Source organism: Pseudomonas sp. H1_F01, from assembly GCF_054681425.1.
Genome location: NZ_CP162823.1, coordinates 4,457,899 through 4,474,970, shown reverse-complemented (window position 1 = coordinate 4,474,970; position 17,072 = coordinate 4,457,899). Strand labels below are relative to the sequence as shown.

Annotated in this window: 12 protein-coding genes and 2 riboswitches; of the genes, 6 read left to right on the top strand and 6 right to left on the bottom strand. The window is 64.2% G+C overall.

All coding sequences use genetic code 11. The annotated features are described in order from the left end of the window. Positions 1-58: 58 nt before the first annotated feature. The gene (locus AB4O09_RS20125; protein WP_003200193.1) at positions 59-277 is read right to left on the bottom strand and encodes a DUF2970 domain-containing protein; all 219 of its coding nucleotides are present in this window, start codon (positions 275-277) and stop codon (positions 59-61) included. Positions 278-331: 54 nt separating this feature from the next. Then, entirely contained in the window at positions 332-4,042 is a 3,711-nt protein-coding gene (metH, locus tag AB4O09_RS20120; RefSeq protein WP_027912557.1) for a methionine synthase, read from the bottom strand. Positions 4,043-4,198: 156 nt separating this feature from the next. Between metH and AB4O09_RS20115 the strand changes: the two genes are divergently transcribed. After that, positions 4,199-6,490, top strand: coding sequence for a fatty acid cis/trans isomerase (locus AB4O09_RS20115; protein ID WP_038855948.1), 2,292 nt, complete (start codon positions 4,199-4,201; stop codon positions 6,488-6,490). A gap of 115 nt (positions 6,491-6,605) precedes the next feature. Further along, positions 6,606-7,190 carry a Fe-S biogenesis protein NfuA gene (gene nfuA / locus AB4O09_RS20110; protein WP_003182850.1) on the top strand — a complete coding sequence of 195 codons (585 nt, stop codon included), beginning with the start codon at positions 6,606-6,608 and terminating at the stop codon, positions 7,188-7,190. A 180-nt stretch (positions 7,191-7,370) separates the two neighbouring features. Here the strand turns inward: nfuA and cobM are convergent, their stop codons facing one another. The 4 genes from cobM to AB4O09_RS20090 all read right to left on the bottom strand — a co-directional run bounded on the left by cobM (position 7,371) and on the right by AB4O09_RS20090 (position 9,491). Further along, the gene (gene cobM / locus AB4O09_RS20105; protein ID WP_003200200.1) at positions 7,371-8,117 is read right to left on the bottom strand and encodes a precorrin-4 C(11)-methyltransferase; all 747 of its coding nucleotides are present in this window, start codon (positions 8,115-8,117) and stop codon (positions 7,371-7,373) included. 77 nt (positions 8,118-8,194) lie between these two features. Further along, positions 8,195-8,599, bottom strand: a complete 405-nt coding sequence (locus tag AB4O09_RS20100; protein WP_003200202.1) for a cobalamin biosynthesis protein — start codon at positions 8,597-8,599, stop codon at positions 8,195-8,197. Continuing rightward, positions 8,596-9,291 carry a CbtA family protein gene (locus tag AB4O09_RS20095; protein WP_003200205.1) on the bottom strand — a complete coding sequence of 232 codons (696 nt, stop codon included), beginning with the start codon at positions 9,289-9,291 and terminating at the stop codon, positions 8,596-8,598. Before AB4O09_RS20095 ends, AB4O09_RS20100 begins: the two co-directional genes overlap by 4 nt. Positions 9,292-9,302: 11 nt before the next feature. Beyond that, positions 9,303-9,491, bottom strand: a complete 189-nt coding sequence (locus AB4O09_RS20090; protein WP_014338677.1) for a CbtB domain-containing protein — start codon at positions 9,489-9,491, stop codon at positions 9,303-9,305. A gap of 100 nt (positions 9,492-9,591) precedes the next feature. Continuing rightward, positions 9,592-9,814: riboswitch (cobalamin riboswitch) on the bottom strand. Between the two features lie 213 nt (positions 9,815-10,027). Next, a riboswitch (cobalamin riboswitch) is annotated at positions 10,028-10,241 on the top strand. A gap of 98 nt (positions 10,242-10,339) precedes the next feature. On the opposite strand from AB4O09_RS20090, the gene cobW reads away from it, so the two are divergent. The 4 genes from cobW (at position 10,340) to AB4O09_RS20070 (ending at position 17,048) form a co-directional block, all read left to right on the top strand. Then, positions 10,340-11,404 (top strand): cobalamin biosynthesis protein CobW, encoded by a 1,065-nt coding sequence (gene cobW / locus AB4O09_RS20085; protein WP_038858232.1) that lies wholly within the window; start codon positions 10,340-10,342, stop codon positions 11,402-11,404. 3 nt (positions 11,405-11,407) lie between these two features. Beyond that, a complete protein-coding gene (cobN, locus tag AB4O09_RS20080) occupies positions 11,408-15,181 on the top strand; it encodes a cobaltochelatase subunit CobN (protein WP_038858230.1) in 3,774 nt (1,257 codons plus the stop codon). A gap of 209 nt (positions 15,182-15,390) precedes the next feature. Beyond that, positions 15,391-16,389 (top strand): ATP-binding protein, encoded by a 999-nt coding sequence (locus AB4O09_RS20075; RefSeq protein ID WP_027912553.1) that lies wholly within the window; start codon positions 15,391-15,393, stop codon positions 16,387-16,389. Positions 16,390-16,490: 101 nt separating this feature from the next. Then, on the top strand, positions 16,491-17,048 hold the full coding sequence (locus AB4O09_RS20070) for a vWA domain-containing protein (RefSeq protein WP_028237280.1): 558 nt from the start codon (positions 16,491-16,493) through the stop codon (positions 17,046-17,048). Positions 17,049-17,072 lie beyond the last annotated feature (24 nt).

Sequence of the window (17,072 nt, the reverse complement as noted above, 5' to 3'; positions counted from 1 at the left end):
ATGGGCGATATGGCTGTTTCGGTTCGCAAGAGAGCTGTTTCCATACTGTGCAGACGTTCTATACGTCCGCAAAGTACAACACCAGATTGACGATCCCATACAACGTCAACCCGAAAATCACCGTAAACAGGATGCCGAGGATGATGAAGTGGCTCGGCTTGCCATGGGTGAAGTCGCGGGCGCGGTTTTTTCCGCTTTGCACGCCGAAGGCCGCCGCTCCCACGCTGTGGAGCATTTGCCAGAGGGTGGGCGGCTTATTTTCGGTTGGTTCGTCCATGATGCTCTCCATACACAAGGTCGTATGTAGAGAGCATAGCCAATTGCTGCGCACTCAGTTGTCGTAACCCAGGTTTGGCGACAGCCAGCGCTCCGTCACGCTCAGGTCCTGGCCCTTGCGGGCGGTGTAGCTCTGGACCTGGTCCTTGTCGATCTTGCCCACGGCGAAGTATTGCGCCTGGGGGTGGGCGAAATACCAGCCGCTGACCGCTGCTGCCGGGAACATGGCGTAGTGTTCGGTGAGGAACACACCGCTGCGCCCGGCCTTCAGTTCGCTGGCCTCGGGGTCGAGCAGGCGGAACAGGGTGGCCTTCTCGGTGTGGTCCGGGCAGGCCGGGTAGCCAGGGGCAGGGCGGATGCCGGTGTACTGCTCCTTGATCAGGGCGTCGTTGTCCAGGCTCTCGTCCTGGGCATAGCCCCAATAGTCTTTGCGCACCTGCTGGTGCAGCCATTCGGCACAAGCTTCGGCCAGTCGGTCGGCCAGGGCCTTGACCATGATCGAGTTGTAGTCGTCGCCGGCTTCCTGGTAGGCCTTGGCGACTTCTTCGGCACCGATGCCAGCAGTGGTAATGAAACCGCCGACGTAGTCGGTCACCCCGCTGTCCTTCGGCGCGACGAAGTCGGCCAGGGAGAAGTTCGGCTTGCCGTCGGTCTTGATGATCTGTTGGCGCAGGTGATGCAGGCGGGCCAGTGGCTTGCCATCGTCGCCGTAGACTTCCAGGTCATCGTCGTGCACCTGGTTGGCCGGCCAGAAACCGAACACGGCGCGGGCGCTGATGAGTTTCTCGTCGATCAGCTTGCGCAACATCGCCCGGGCATCGGCGTACAGCGCGGTGGCGGCTTCGCCGACCACTTCGTCGGTGAGGATGCGCGGGTATTTGCCGGCCAGGTCCCAGGAAATGAAGAATGGTGTCCAGTCGATGTATTCGGCCAGGACGTTCAGGTCGATGTTGTCCAGTACTTTGGCGCCCGTGAAGGTCGGCTTGACCGGCTGGTAGCTGCTCCAGTCGAACTGTGGCTTCTTGGCCACGGCGGCGGGGTAGCTCAGGCGTTCGGTGCGGGCGCTGCGGTTGGAAGTACGCTCGCGTACGTCGATGTAGTCCAGGCGGGTTTTCTCGACGAAAGCCGGCTTGAGCTCCTTGGACAGCAACTGGGTCGCCACGCCTACGGCGCGGGAGGCGTCGGTGACGTAGATCACCGCGTCGTTGCTGTACTTGGGCTCGATCTTCACCGCCGTGTGGGCCTTGGAGGTGGTGGCCCCGCCAATCATCAGCGGCAGGTGGAAGCCCTGGCGCTGCATCTCGCGCGCCACATGCACCATCTCATCCAGGGACGGGGTGATCAGCCCAGAGAGGCCGATAATGTCGCACTTCTGCTCCTTGGCCACCTGCAGGATCTTCTCCGCCGGCACCATCACGCCCAGGTCGACGATGTCATAGCCGTTGCAACCGAGCACCACGCCGACGATGTTCTTGCCGATGTCATGCACGTCGCCCTTGACCGTGGCCATCAGGATCTTGCCCTTGGCCTCCGGCTTGTCGCCTTTTTCCGCCTCGATGAACGGGATCAGGTGGGCCACGGCCTGCTTCATCACGCGGGCGGACTTGACCACCTGGGGCAGGAACATTTTGCCGGCGCCAAACAGGTCGCCGACGATGTTCATGCCGGCCATCAGCGGGCCTTCGATGACCTCGATCGGGCGGGCGAAAGACAGTCGCGATTCCTCGGTGTCTTCAACGATGTGGGTGGTGATGCCCTTGACCAGCGCATGCTCCAGGCGCTTGTTCACTTCCCAGCCGCGCCATTCCTCGGTTTCCGCTTCCTTGACGCTGCCGTCGCCCTTGTACTTGTCGGCGATGGCCAGCAGGGCGTCGGTGCCTTCGGGGGTGCGGTTGAGGATCACGTCTTCCACGGCGTCGCGCAGCTCCGCCGGGATCTGGTCGTAGATCTCCAGTTGGCCGGCGTTGACGATGCCCATGGTCAGGCCCGCGCGGATCGCATAGAGCAGGAACACCGAGTGGATCGCCTCGCGCACCGGGTTGTTGCCGCGGAACGAGAAGGACACGTTGGAGACCCCGCCCGAGGTCAGTGCGTAGGGCAGTTCGTCACGGATGTAGGCGCAGGCGTTGATGAAATCCACGGCATAGTTGTTGTGCTCTTCGATACCGGTGGCGACCGCGAAGATGTTCGGGTCGAAGATGATGTCTTCCGGTGGGAAGCCGACTTCATTGACCAGGATGTCGTAGGAGCGCTTGCAGATTTCCTTCTTGCGCGCCTCGGTGTCGGCCTGGCCGGCTTCGTCGAAGGCCATCACCACCACGGCGGCACCGTAGCGCTTGCACAACTTGGCGTGATGGATGAACTGCTCGACGCCTTCCTTCATGCTGATGGAGTTGACGATGCCCTTGCCCTGGATGCATTTGAGGCCGGCTTCGATCACTTCCCACTTGGAGGAGTCGATCATGATCGGCACGCGGGAGATGTCCGGTTCGCCGGCAATCAGATTGAGGAAGGTCACCATGGCCTTCTTCGAATCGAGCATGCCCTCGTCCATGTTGATGTCGATCACCTGGGCGCCGGCCTCGACCTGTTGCAGGGCCACTTCCAGGGCTTCGGTGTAGTTGTCCTCGCGGATCAGCCGGGCGAACTTGGCGGAACCGGTGATGTTGGTCCGCTCGCCGACGTTGACGAACAGCGAACTGCGATCGATGGTGAACGGTTCCAGGCCCGACAGGCGGCAGGCCCGCGGGATCTCCGGGATTGGCCGCGGCGCATAGCCGGCCACGGCCTTGGCGATGGCTTCGATGTGCGCCGGGGTGGTGCCGCAGCAGCCGCCGACAATGTTCAGGAAACCGCTCTGGGCGAACTCTTCGATGACCTTGGCCGTTTCGGCTGGCAGTTCGTCGTATTCACCGAATTCGTTGGGCAGGCCGGCGTTGGGGTGGGCCGATACGTGGGTGCTGGCCTTGTTCGACAGCTCCTCCAGGTACGGACGCAGTTCGCTGGCGCCGAGGGCGCAGTTCAGGCCCACGGAGATCGGCTTGGCGTGGGCCACCGAGTTCCAGAAAGCTTCGGTGGTCTGGCCCGAGAGGGTGCGGCCGGAGGCGTCGGTGATGGTGCCGGAGATCATGATCGGCAGTTCGACGCCCAGTTCTTCGTAGACCCCTTGCACGGCAAAGATCGCCGCCTTGGCGTTCAGCGTGTCGAAAATGGTTTCGATCAGGATCAGGTCGGCGCCGCCTTCGATCAGGCCCTTGGTGGCCTCGGTGTAGTTTTCCACCAGTTCGTCGAAGGTCACGTTGCGGTAGCCGGGGTTGTTCACATCCGGTGACAGCGAGCAGGTGCGGCTGGTCGGGCCGAGCACGCCGGCGACGAAGCGCGGCTTGTCCGGGGTTTCCAGGGTCTTGGCGTCGGCCACTTTACGGGCCAGGCGCGCGCCTTCCAGGTTCAGCTCGTAGGCCAGGCCCTGCATGCCGTAGTCGGCCTGGGACACCTGGGTGGCGTTGAAGGTGTTGGTCTCCAGGATGTCGGCGCCGGCATCCAGGTAGGCTTTTTCAATGGCACCGATCACGTCGGGGCGGCTGAGCACCAGCAAATCGTTGTTGCCCTTGACGTCGCTCGGCCAGTCGGCGAAGCGCTTGCCGCGGTAGTCCTGTTCTTCCAGCTTGTAGCTCTGGATCATCGTGCCCATGCCGCCGTCGAGGATCAGGATGCGTTCCTTGAGGGCTTGCTGGAGAAGATAAAGGCGAGCGCTGCGATCAGACATAGGACTACCTGGAAAAAAAGACCATTACGAAGGCCGGGATGATAGCAAACCTGTGCAGGATTTGATCATGAGGGGCTTTTGCATGAATATCGCTCATGTTTGCAAGGCGATGCTGGCCCGGTAGAATCGCCGGACTATCTCTTAGGGACCCGAGACATGCCGTACCGCGTCTTATTCGGCAGTCTGTTGCTGCTGTTGTGTTTTACCGCAGCGGCCGGGAGTCTCGCTCCCGCGATCTCCTACACCCGCGACATCCAGCCGATCTTCACGGAAAAATGCGTGGCCTGTCATGCCTGCTACGATTCCGCCTGCCAGTTGAACCTGGGCAGCGGCGAAGGCGCGGCACGGGGGGCGAGCAAGCTGTCGGTGTACGACGGCGAGCGGCGCCAGGCGGCCGATCCGACCCGTTTGTTCTATGACGCCTCCGGCCAGCGCGCCTGGCAGCGCAAGGGCTTCTATTCGGTGCTCGATGCACAAGGCAGCCAGGCTGCCCTGATGGCGCGCATGCTGGAGTTGGGCCACCGCACGCCGTTGCAGCCCAACGCCAAACTGCCGGAAGAGATCGTGCTGGGCCTCAATCGTGAAAACAGTTGCGCGATGCCCGATCAATTCAACGAATACGCCGGTGCCCATCCCAAGGAAGGCATGCCCCTGGCCGTCACCGGCCTGACCGACCAGCAATACCAGACCCTGCAACGCTGGCTGGCCGCAGGCGCCCCCATCGATCAGCAGGCCCTGGCCCCGAGTGCCGCCGAAGCCTTGCAGGTGGTGCAATGGGAAAACCTGCTCAATGCCCCTGGCGCCCGGGAAAGCCTGGTGGGCCGCTGGTTGTTCGAGCATTGGTTCCTGGCGCACATCTATTTCAAGGACGGTGAGCCGGGGCATTTCTTCCAGTGGGTCCGTTCGCGCACGCCCACCGGCCAGCCGATCGACCTGATCAATACCCGTCGTCCGAATGATGACCCCGGCACCAGCGTCTATTACCGGCTCTGGCCGGTGCAAGGGGTGATCGTACACAAGACCCACATCACCTACGGCTTGAGCGCGGCGAAGATGGCGCGCATCAAGAGCCTGTTCTACAGCGGCAAATGGCAGGTTTCCGCGTTGCCGGGCTACGGTCCGGAGCGCCGGGCCAATCCGTTCTCCACCTTCGAAGCTATCCCGGCCCAGGCTCGCTACCAGTTCATGCTCGATAACGCCGAGTATTTCGTGCGCACCTTCATTCGCGGGCCGGTGTGCCGGGGCCAGATTGCCACGGACGTGATCCGCGACAATTTCTGGGCGTTGTTCCAAGCGCCCGAACACGACCTGTACATCACCGATCCGAACTACCGCGGCCAGGCCACGCCGCTGCTGGCGATGCCGGGGCAGAACGACGATGTGGGCAGCGTCGTCAGCCTGTGGCTCGACTACCGGGACAAGCGCAACGAATACGAAGCCTTGCGCCGCGACGTCTATGCCGACGCTCCGGCGCCGAGTTGGTCGACGCTGTGGGCCGGGAACGACAATGCGTTGCTGAGCATTTTCCGGCACTTCGACAGCGCCTCGGTCAACAAGGGCCTGATCGGCGAAGTGCCGCAGACGATGTGGCTGTTCGACTTCCCATTGCTGGAACGCACCTATTACCAATTGGCGGTGAACTTCGATGTATTCGGCAACGTGTCCCACCAGGCCCAGACCCGGCTGTATTTCGATCTGATCCGCAACGGTGCGGAGCAGAACTTCCTGCGCCTGATGCCGGCCGACTCCCGGGAAGGCTACCTTGACGACTGGTACCAGGCCGGCGGCAAATTCAAGATGTGGCTCGATTACGAGACCGTCGACGATGACAAGCCGACCGCCCTCAAGCTCGACGAGCGCGACCCCAAGGGCGATTTCGCCCAGCAATTGCTGGCCCGTTACGGCGAGCTGAATGCGCGCCCCGATCCGATCAACCGCTGCGACGGGGCCTACTGCTCGCGCCCGAACATCGACCCGGCGCTGCAAAACGCCGAACAGGCCCTCAGTCGGCTGGTGTCACGCCCGGCGGCGGGGCTCAAGGTGATCGACCAACTGCCGGAAGCGACCCTGCTGCGCGTCGAAACCGCCAGCGGTCATCGTGAGGTCTACAGCCTGCTGCGCAACCGAGCCCACAGCAACGTGGCGTTCCTGCTGGGCGAGGAGGCGCGCTACCAGCCGGGGCTGGACACGCTGACGGTCTACCCGGGTGTGCTCAGCAGCTATCCGAACTTCATGTTCAACATTCCGGCCGAGCAAGTGCCGGCGTTCGTCGAGGCCATGCAAGGCGCCCAGGATGCATCGGCGTTCGAGCGGATTGTCGAGCGCTGGGGCATTCGCCGCAGTCACCCGCAGTTCTGGCACTACTTCCATGACCTGAGCCAGTACATCCAGGAGACGGAGCCCGTGGAAAACGGTGTGCTGGACATGAATCGCTACCAGAACCTCTGATCGACAGCACCGGTGGCAAACTCCGTGCCGCCGGGCTCTTTCCTGACAAAAATACTAGGACTTTGTCCGGCGCGATGATTGGCGTAAACTGCCGGCAAGCCTGCGAGGAGTTTCCATGACCGCCATTACCATTACCGATGCCGCCCACGATTACCTGGCCGACCTGCTGTCCAAGCAGAACACGCCTGGGATCGGGATCCGCATCTTCATCACCCAGCCCGGCACCCAGTACGCTGAGACGTGCATTGCCTACTGCAAGCCGGGGGAAGAAAAACCCGAAGACACCGCGCTGGGGCTCAAGAGCTTCACCGCGTACATCGACTCGTTCAGCGAAGCCTTCCTGGACGATGCGGTGGTCGACTACGCCACTGACCGCATGGGCGGCCAACTGACCATCAAGGCGCCAAACGCCAAGGTGCCGATGGTCAATGCCGACAGCCCGGTCAACGAGCGCATCAATTACTACCTGCAAACCGAAATCAACCCGGGACTGGCCAGCCACGGCGGCCAGGTTTCGCTGATCGACGTGGTGGAAGACGGCATCGCCGTACTCCAGTTCGGCGGCGGCTGCCAGGGCTGCGGCCAGGCTGACGTCACCTTGAAGGAAGGCATCGAGCGGACCTTGCTCGAGCGCATTCCGGAGCTCAAGGGCGTACGCGACGTGACCGACCACACGCAGAAAGAAAACGCCTACTACTGATTGTGGCAATACCATCTTGCGATCAGCTCGTAACCTGTGGGAGCGAGCTTGTGGGAGCAAGGCTTGCCCGCGATGCAAACACCTTGGTGTAGCGGATAGACCGAGGCGACGCCTTCGCGGGCAAGCCTTGCTCCCACAGGTTCGCTCCCGCAGGGGGATCCAGGTGGATTCTCTGGCGAGTCAGGGCCTGTAGAGATGCGCATGCCCGGCGCGGTACAGCGAAGACTCGCTGAACACATCGTTGCCCAGCACACGTCCCACCAGAATCAGCGCCGTGCGGCGAAAGCCCTTGGCGTGTACCTTTGCTGCGATATCGTCCAGCGTCCCCATCACCCAATCCTGATCCGGCCAGGTCGCCCGGTGGATCACGGCAATCGGGCAATCGGCGCCATAGTGGGGCCGCAGTTCGTCGACGATTTTTTCCAGATGATTGACCCCCAGGTGAATCGCCATGGTCGCCCCGTGCTGCGCCAGGCTGCCCAGTTCTTCCCCAGCGGGCATCGGGCTTTTGTCGGCGTAGCGGGTGAGGATCAGGCTTTGGGAAATGTCCGGCAAGGTCAGTTCGGCGCCCAGCAGGGCGGCGCAGGCTGAGGTCGCTGTCACCCCCGGGATGATTTCGAAAGGGATGGCCAATTCCCGCAGGCAACGAATCTGCTCGCCGATGGCGCCGTACAGGCTCGGGTCGCCGGAATGCACCCGGGCCACGTCCTGGCCCTTGAGATGGGCGCTCTTGATCAATTCGATGATCTGTTCCAGATGCAGCTCGGCGCTGTTGATCACCTGTTCGGCACAATGGCCTTCAAGGACGGCGGTTGGCACCAGCGAGCCGGCGTAGATGATCACCGCGCACTGGCGGATCAGTCGCTGGCCTTTGACCGTGATGAGGTCCGGGTCGCCGGGGCCGGCGCCGATGAAGTAAACGGTCATGACCGGCTCCTGTGGAAGGTGGGTGAGCGTTGCCCAGATGAAGATCGCTCATGATCCTGGGCGCCGATTATCGGGATTTACGCCACGACCGCCAATGCCAACGTGCTCTTGGGGCCTTTTTGGCGAGTAATCAGTAGCGTCGCGGGCGATCTGCCCAACTGGTCGGCCAAGGCGAGGGCGGCGCTTTCGGCGATGCCGTAGCAACCGGTTCGCTCGAAGGCGATCTCGGAACGGTGACTGAGCCGCTGCTCGTAGCTGGCCAACTGTTCGACACTGAAGCAGGTCAGCGGCAGCGCCAGTTGCCCGGCCAGCTCTAGCAGCCCGGGCTCGTCACGCTTGAGGTCGATACTGGCCAGGGCCCGTACCCGATGAAGTTCGATGCCGTGGGCCAGCAGCGTCTGGTCGAGCAGGGCCCGCAGCGTGCTGGCCGGGCAACCACGCTGGCAGCCCAGGCCGATCACCAGGATCGGCTCGGCGCTCATGCGTCGTGGTGGGCTTGGCCGTCACGGCGAAACAGCCAGGCGCTGATCAGGCCCAGGGCCAGCCAGAACGCGACGTTGGTCAACTGCGAGGCAATCTTGAACTGGCTCTCCAGCGCTTCGGGCGCCAGCATCGAGTGGACTTCGGGCTGCGGCGCGCCGATGACGTGGGGCACCAGCAATGTTGCCACGCCCAGCACCTTGAGCAGCCAATGCTGGCCGAAGGCGATCAAGGCAATGCCCACCGCCGTGGACGCCGCGGTGCCGATCCACCACATCTGTCGTTGGGCCAGGTCGGCCGCTGCGGTGCCAGGCAATTCCGGGGGCAGGCCAAGCGTCGGCGCCAAGACGAAAGTGGCATAACCGGCCAGGCCCCAGAGCAGGCCCTGGGACGTGCGAGTCGGTGCGCGCAAGGTGTACAGGCCCGCCAGCATCAGGGCAAACCCCACGGCGACCACCAGGTTGCCGCCCGTGGTGGACAGCACGCGCTGCCAGCCGTCTTCCGGCTCCCAGGCCTCGGCATCATGGGTATGAGCCGCCCCGTCGGCGTGTTCATGGACCTCGGTCGCCGGGGCCTTCTCGAAGGTTTCCGCCTGGAGAATCAACGGCGATACCCAGAAACTTTGCAGCAGAGTCAGCAGCAGGGCGGCCAGCAAGCCGCTGAAACCAGCGGTCTGCGCGATACGCTTGATCATGTCGTCAGTTCTCAATGGCACGGGAATGCGGCGCTGTGACGGGTATCGTGAGCAGCGTTGTGCACCGCTTCGATGTGGGAGAAACCGGCGAAATAGACCAGCCCCGCGCCGAGGATGGAAGCAAGGATCGCGGCGCTCAGGCGTTGGCTCAGGGTGGTGGTGCTGCTGGCGGTGCGGGCGGTGCTGCTGATGGTCGACATGGCGCTTCCCTCTGTTCTTGTTCAGTGGGCATTCGAGCGCGATGAAACCCCGGGCGAAAGCCCGCCAAGGTTCGAACAGCGCCCGCCCACCGCGGGTTTGTTGATGCATGAGTCAAGGGCCGGTCTCCGGGCTCGCGAGGGGCGGGGCTTGCGCCTGGCCTGCAAGCGTCACCTTCCCATGTCCGGGGACACAGTGGTTCAGACGCTTCGCTCGCTTACCGTTGCGGGGGCAGCACCGGACTGACGTGGCTTTGGAGTAAAGCACACGATTCACCGGTTTCCCGTTTCACCCTGTGAAGGGCACCCGTAACTAGGCGTACAGGAGAGCATGGGCGGGGGCGGGGCGTCAATTGGCGTGGGTTCTCAGGCTGGCACCGAGTTGCGCCCATCGCGAGCAAGCTCGCTCCCACAATGAATCTCGCGGATCACAAAACTCATGTTCAACAAAGATCAACTGTGGGAGCGAGCCTGCTCGCGATGAGGCCCGGACATACACCGCAGAACACTCTGGCGATTGACCCGCCCCCACACCCTGCGTAGCCTTGCGCCTTCGAGGTTCTTCGGCACATGCCGGAGCTAAGAAGGGAACGCGGTCCAAGCCGCGGCTGCCCCCGCAACTGTGAACGGTGCTGTTTCTGCAAGGCCACTGTGCATGCCCTTTAAAACGGGCGCACGGGAAGGCGCAGCAATTGCCAGTCGAAAGATTGGCCCGCCGTCAGCCAGGAGACCTGCCTCGAGACAGATTCTCACTACAACCGGGCGGGGTGATCCGGTGGCGAAATCTTCCGCGCACGCCTGTGCCAGCGGTTGTCGTCCCGTTTGCCCGCCACCTTGCCAAAGGGCATCCGATGAAAACACTGGCCAAACTCCCCGTCACCATCGTCACCGGTTTCCTCGGCTCGGGTAAAACCACCTTGCTGCGGCACATGCTCGACAACGCCCAGGGCCGGCGCATCGCCGTGATCGTCAACGAATTCGGCGAGCTGGGCATCGACGGCGAAATCCTCAAGCAGTGCTCCATCGGTTGCACCGAAGAAGAAGCCAACGGCCGCGTCTATGAACTGGCCAACGGCTGCCTGTGCTGCACGGTGCAGGAAGAGTTCTTCCCGGTGATGCGCGAACTGGTGGCCCGGCGTGGCGACCTCGATCACATCCTCATCGAAACCTCCGGCCTGGCCCTGCCCAAGCCGCTGGTCCAGGCCTTCCAATGGCCGGAAATCCGCAGCGCCTGCACCGTCGATGCGGTAATCACCGTGGTCGACAGCCCGGCCGTGGCCGCGGGTACCTTTGCCGCGTTCCCCGACCAGGTCGATGCCCAGCGCAAACTCGACCCGAACCTGGACCACGAATCGCCGCTGCACGAACTGTTCGCCGACCAACTGGCGAGCGCCGACCTGGTGATCCTCAACAAGGCTGACCTGATCAGCCCTGAGGACCTGGCCAAAGTTCGCCTGGAAGTCGCCGAAGAGCTGCCACCGGCGGTCAAGGTCATCGAAGCCAGCAGCGGTCGCCTGCCGCTGGACGTATTGATCGGCCTGGGCGCTGGTTCCGAAGAACACATCGACGGCCGCCACAGCCATCACGACCATCACCACGATGGCGACGATGATGACCACGATCATGACGCCTTCGATTCCATTTCCATCGAACTGCCCCAGGCTGACGAAAGCCTGTTGCTCGACGCGCTGACGCATCTGGTGGTCCAGCACGGAGTATTGCGAGTCAAGGGTTTCGCGGCGATTCCGAACAAGCCGATGCGCCTGTTGATCCAGGGCGTCGGGACGCGTTTCGACAAGCATTTCGACCGCCAGTGGGGCGCCGAGGAAGCGCGGGTCACCCGCCTGGTGCTGATCGGCCAGGCGCTTGACGCCGCGCTGCTCGAAGCGCAGTTGCGCGCCGCCCTCGGGGCCTAAGCCATGCACCTGCTCAGGACCCAGCCCGGCGGTTTCGTGTCGGATGACAACATTGCCGACCTGGGGCAAACCCCCGCCGAACTGGTGATCCTGTGCAGCGGCGACTCCAGCCTGGCGCTGCTGGCCGAAGCGGCGAAGCAGTTGCCGGGTGACTACCCGCAGTTTCGCCTCGCCAACCCGATGCAGGTGCAGAACCACGCCTCGGTGGATCTGTATGTCGAAGACGTGCTGCAACACGCCAAGGTCATCCTGTTGTCGCTGCATGGCGGCATCGGCTATTGGCGCTACGGCATCGAGCGCCTGATGGAACTGGCGGGGCGCGGGGTGAAGCTGATCCTGGTGCCGGGGGATGATCGTCCAGACCCGGAACTCAGTGACCTGAGCAACGTGGCCGTTGAGGACCGCGACCGGCTCTGGCAGTTCTTGCGCCAGGGCGGGCTGGGCAATGCCCTCGACCTGTTTTACAACCTAGGCAGCCAATGGTTCGGCCGCGATTATCCGTGGGCCGAGCCGCAGGCCTTGCCACGCACGGCCATCTATCACCCGGCGAAAACCAGCGCCAACCTCGACGACTGGCAAGCCGACTGGAGCGCCGGGCAACCGGTGGCGGCGGTGCTGTTTTATCGCTCCCACCTGCAAGCGGCGAACACCGCGTTCATCGACGTGTTCTGCCAGCGCCTGCAAGCGGCGGGGCTCAATCCGCTGCCGATTGCCGTGGCAAGCCTCAAGGAGCCTGGTTGCCTCGCACTTGTAGAGGACTGGCTGGACGAGGTGCAGGCGGGGGTGATCCTCAACACCACCGGCTTCGCTCAATCCAGCCCCGAAGCTCCGCATTTGCGACCGTTTCGCCGCAACATCCCGGTGATCCAGGCGATCTGCGCCCAGGACAACGAACCCGGCTGGCGGGCCAGCGAGCAGGGCTTGGGACCGCGAGACCTGGCGATGCACATTGCCTTGCCGGAACTGGACGGACGGATCATCAGCCGCCCCATCAGTTTCAAGGACCTGGCCTGGCGCAGCGAGCGCAGCCAGAGCGATGTGGTCTGCTACCGGGCCGCGCCCGAGCGCATGGATTTTGTCGCCGAACTGGCCCGACGCTGGACCACCCTGGCGCGTTTGCCCAATGCCCAGAAGCGTGTGGCGCTGATCCTCGCCAACTACCCGACCCGCGACGGTCGCATCGGCAATGGCGTCGGCCTGGACACCCCGGCGGCGGCCTTGAATATCCTGCGGGCCCTGCAGGCCGAGGGCTATCCGTTGCCGTCCGAACTGCCGGCGAGCGGCACCGCGTTGATCCAGCAATTGCTCGGCGGGGTCAGTAATGACCTGGACAGCCTCGACCTGCGTCCCTGTCACCAGAGCCTGGCCCTCGCCGAGTACCAGGCCTTGTTCGACGCATTGCCCGAAGGCAATCGCCAAGCGGTGCTGGCGCGCTGGGGCTCGCCCGAGCAGGACCCGATGTTCCGCGACGGCCGTCTGATGGTCGCCGGTCTTCGGCTGGGCCTGACCTTCGTCGGTATCCAGCCGGCGCGGGGTTATCAGGTCGATCCGAGCGCGGTGTACCATGACCCGGACCTGGTACCGCCCCACGGTTACCTGGCGTTTTATTTCTGGTTGCGCCACACCTACGGCGTCCACGGGGTGATTCACGTCGGCAAGCACGGCAACCTCGAATGGCTGCCGGGCAAGGGCGTCGGGCTGTCGGAAAACTGCTGGCCGGACGTGCTGCTGGGGCCGCTGCCGAATATCTATCCGTTCATCGTCAACGACCCGGGTGAGGGCGCCCAGGCCAAGCGTCGTACCCAGGCGGTAATCATCGACCACTTGATGCCGCCGCTGACCCGGGCCGAAACCTATGGGCCACTGCGTAACCTCGAGCTGCTGGCTGACGAGTACTACGAGGCGCAATTGCTCGATCCGCGCCGTGCCCGGGAGCTGCAACGGGACATCCTCAATCTGGTGCGCGAGACCCACATCGACCGCGAACTGCAACTCGATGCCGGGCTCGACAGCGATGCCGACGCGGCGATCTGGCTGCCACGCCTGGACACTTACCTGTGCGACTTGAAGGAGTCGCAGATCCGCGATGGCTTGCACATTTTTGGTGAGTCGCCCAGCGGACGGCTGCGCATCGACACCTTGCTGGCGTTGCTGCGCATTCCCCGGGGCGACGGCAAAGGCGCGCAGTCGAGCCTGTTGCGGGCGCTGGCCAAGGCGTTCGGGCTGGGTTTCGATCCACTGGATTGTGCCTTGGCCGAGCCCTGGACTGGCGAGTGTCCCGAGGCGTTGCGTCAGGTCAGCGCCGAGCCCTGGCGCACCACCGGCGATACCCGCGAGCGCCTGGAGCTGTTCGCTGTGCAGTTGATCGAGCAGGCGCTGGACGGTGCGGTGGAGCAGCTCGACGCGCCGGGTTGGGAGGTGGCGGGCAGCATCATTGAAAACCTGCGATCCGTCGTGGCCCCGCGCCTGGACGCTTGCGGCCCGGCGGAAATGCGCGGCCTGCTCGATGCCTTGAACGGGCGCTTCGTGCCGGCCGGCCCCAGCGGCGCGCCGAGCCGCGGGCGCCTCGATGTGTTGCCCACCGGGCGCAACTTCTTCTCGGTGGACGTGCGCAACCTGCCCACCACCACGGCGTGGCGCATCGGTTTCCAATCGGCGAACCTGATCCTTGAACGGCACTTGCAGGACCACGGCGATCACCTGCGTCAGCTCGGCCTGTCGGTGTGGGGCACCGCCACCATGCGTACCGGCGGCGATGACATCGCCCAGGCGATGGCGCTGATGGGCGTGCGTCCGGTGTGGGCCACGGGCAGCCAGCGGGTCGATGACTTCGAGATCCTGCCGCTGAGCCTGCTGGACCGGCCTCGGGTCGATGTCACGCTGCGCGTGTCCGGCTTCTTCCGTGACGCCTTTGCCAACCTGATCCGCTTGTTCGATGCCGCCGTGCAGGCCGTCGCCGCCCTCGATGAGCCGGACGACATGAACCCCTTGGCGGCCAAGGTGCGTGGCGAACGCGAAGCCCTGCTGGCATCGGGTCTTGAGCCGGAAGCCGCGGCGCGCCAGGCCGGCTGGCGGATCTTCGGCGCCAAGCCCGGTGCCTATGGCGCGGGCGTGCAGGGGGCGATTGACGGTCGCTTGTGGCAGAGCCGCGAGGATCTGGCCGAGGTGTACCTGAACTGGGGCGGTTATGCCTACGGTGCCAGCGATGAAGGCACTGCCGCCCGGGAGCAGTTTTCCCGGCGCTTGAGTCAGGTGCAGGCGGTGTTGCAGAACCAGGACAACCGCGAGCACGACCTGCTCGATTCCAACGATTACTACCAGTTCCAGGGCGGCATGCTGGCGGCGGTCGAGACCCTCAGTGGTGATGCGGCGGCCAGTTACCATGGCGATCACAGCCAGCCAGACTTGCCCAGGATCCGCACCCTGAAAGAAGAGCTCAACCGCGTCATCCGTTCCCGCGCAGCGAATCCGAAGTGGATCGACGGCGTGAAGCGTCACGGCTATAAAGGCGCGTTCGAACTGGCGGCGACGGTGGACAACCTGTTTGCCTTCGACGCCACCACCCGGTTGATCGACGATCACCAGTACGCCTTGCTGGCCGATGCCTACCTGCTCGACCCGGACACCCGGGATTTCGTCCGCCAGCACAACCCCGACGCTCTGCGGGACATGACCGAGCGCATGCTCGAAGCGCAGCAGCGGGGGATGTGGCAGGCGCCGGGCGAGTACCGCGAGGCGCTGGAGAATTTGTTGTTGGATATAGAAGAAGATGGCTGACGTGCCTACTCAGCAGGCGAGACACAACCCCTGTGATGGGTTGACCTGTGGCAAAGGGATTTATCTCCACCCTGTGGGAGCAAGGCTTGCCCGCGATGGTCGCGCCGCGGTTTAGCAGCTAAACCGCGTTTTCGTTCATCGCGGGCAAGCCTTGCTCCCACAAGTCCCCTTTTGACATTGACGTTACCGACCACCCTTGAGAATTAGATATGACCCACACCCCCCATTTCCCGCTCTGCGCCGTGGTCGGCGCCGATGATCTGAAACTGGCCCTGTGCCTGGCCGCGATCGATCCGAAAATCGGCGGTGTGCTGATCGAAGGGCCGCGGGGCATGGCCAAGTCCACACTGGCCCGGGGCCTGGCGGACCTGCTGGCCAGCGGTCAGTTCGTCACCTTGCCCCTCGGTGCTACCGAAGAGCGACTGGTGGGCACCCTGGACCTGGACGCGGCGCTGGGGGAAGGGCGCGCGCAGTTTTCTCCCGGCGTGTTGGCCAAGGCCGATGGTGGCGTGCTGTACGTCGATGAAGTGAACCTGCTGCCCGATCACCTGGTGGACTTGCTGCTCGATGTGGCCGCCAGCGGCACCAACCTCATCGAGCGCGACGGCATTTCCCATCGGCATCCGGCGCGCTTTGTGCTGATCGGCACCATGAATCCGGAAGAGGGCGAACTGCGCCCGCAGTTGCTCGACCGTTTTGGCCTGAACGTCGCCCTCGACGGTCACACCGCACCGACTGAGCGCGGCCAGATCATCCGACGGCGGCTGGATTTCGACAGCGATCCGCAGGCGTTCTGCGCGGCGTGGGAGACGACCCAGGCGCAGTTGCGCGAACGTTGCCAACAGGCACGCGACCGCTTGGCCGGGATCGCCCTGGATGACGCGGCGCTGGCGCAGATCACCGAGCGCTGCTTTGCCGCCGGGGTCGATGGCTTGCGCGCCGACCTGGTCTGGCTGCGGGCGGCCCGGGCCCATGCGGCTTGGCGCGGGGCTGCTGCAATTGCCGATGAAGACATCGATGCGGTCGCCGAGTTTGCCTTGCGGCACCGGCGGCGCGGGCATTCGGCACCGACACCGTCCCAGGCGCCGACCGGCGCGGAAAAAACCACTGAACCCAGCGAGGGCCAGGGCCAGTGGGGTGACCTGCCGGCCCGGGCATTGCCGACCGGTGCTCGGCGTGACGTGCCGAGCTGGCCAAAAAAGCCCTAGGCATTCGCCCCCGTTCGCCAGCGGGGGCGAATGCCAGACCCCGTGCCGGACGACTCGACCAGGGCCGCCAGGGCCGCAGCAAAGCGGCGGCCAGCGGTGCGGTGAACTGGCCGGGGACGTTGCTCAATGGCCGGCCACGTCTGCGTGAGGACCTGTGCTGGCACGCTCGCCAGCGCTCGCCCCATGAGCTGTGGCTGGTCATTGTCGATGCGTCGGCCTCGACCCGGCGTCATCGCGCCTTGAGTGACGGCAAAGGCCTGCTGGCGCAGTTGTTCGACGACGCCTATCGCCAACGGGCCCGCCTGGGGCTGTTGACGGCCAGCGGTACGCAGCCGAACTGGCAGGTGCAAGGGCTCAAGGCCTCGGCCGGTCTGCGCGACTGGCTCGATGGGCTGGGCGCCGGTGGCGGAACGCCGTTGCTGGCGGCGCTGAACGAGGCCGGGCGCTGGCTGGAGGCCCGACGCAAGCGCTACCCGGCGGAGCAGCAACGGGTCTTGGTGATGACCGATGGGCGAGTCAAGGAGGGGCTTTCACTGCCGTTGCTCGATTGCCCGTGCCTGTTGATCGACATCGAAAGAGGCCCGATTCGCCTGGGCCGGGCCCGGCAGTTGGCGGGGCGGTTGGGGGCGGAGTATCGGCATATCGATGAAACCACTTGAAATGTTCTTTGACTGTGAAGGCCT

Coding starts and splice junctions, on each gene's coding strand:
- cobW (WP_038858232.1), top strand. CDS start 10,340: ATGAAAACACTGGCCAAACTCCCCGTCACCATCGTCACCGGTTTCCTC.
- AB4O09_RS20090 (WP_014338677.1), bottom strand. CDS start 9,491: ATGTCGACCATCAGCAGCACCGCCCGCACCGCCAGCAGCACCACCACC.
- AB4O09_RS20095 (WP_003200205.1), bottom strand. CDS start 9,291: ATGATCAAGCGTATCGCGCAGACCGCTGGTTTCAGCGGCTTGCTGGCC.
- nfuA (WP_003182850.1), top strand. CDS start 6,606: ATGACCGCCATTACCATTACCGATGCCGCCCACGATTACCTGGCCGAC.
- AB4O09_RS20115 (WP_038855948.1), top strand. CDS start 4,199: ATGCCGTACCGCGTCTTATTCGGCAGTCTGTTGCTGCTGTTGTGTTTT.
- metH (WP_027912557.1), bottom strand. CDS start 4,042: ATGTCTGATCGCAGCGCTCGCCTTTATCTTCTCCAGCAAGCCCTCAAG.
- AB4O09_RS20075 (WP_027912553.1), top strand. CDS start 15,391: ATGACCCACACCCCCCATTTCCCGCTCTGCGCCGTGGTCGGCGCCGAT.
- cobN (WP_038858230.1), top strand. CDS start 11,408: ATGCACCTGCTCAGGACCCAGCCCGGCGGTTTCGTGTCGGATGACAAC.
- AB4O09_RS20100 (WP_003200202.1), bottom strand. CDS start 8,599: ATGAGCGCCGAGCCGATCCTGGTGATCGGCCTGGGCTGCCAGCGTGGT.
- AB4O09_RS20125 (WP_003200193.1), bottom strand. CDS start 277: ATGGACGAACCAACCGAAAATAAGCCGCCCACCCTCTGGCAAATGCTC.
- cobM (WP_003200200.1), bottom strand. CDS start 8,117: ATGACCGTTTACTTCATCGGCGCCGGCCCCGGCGACCCGGACCTCATC.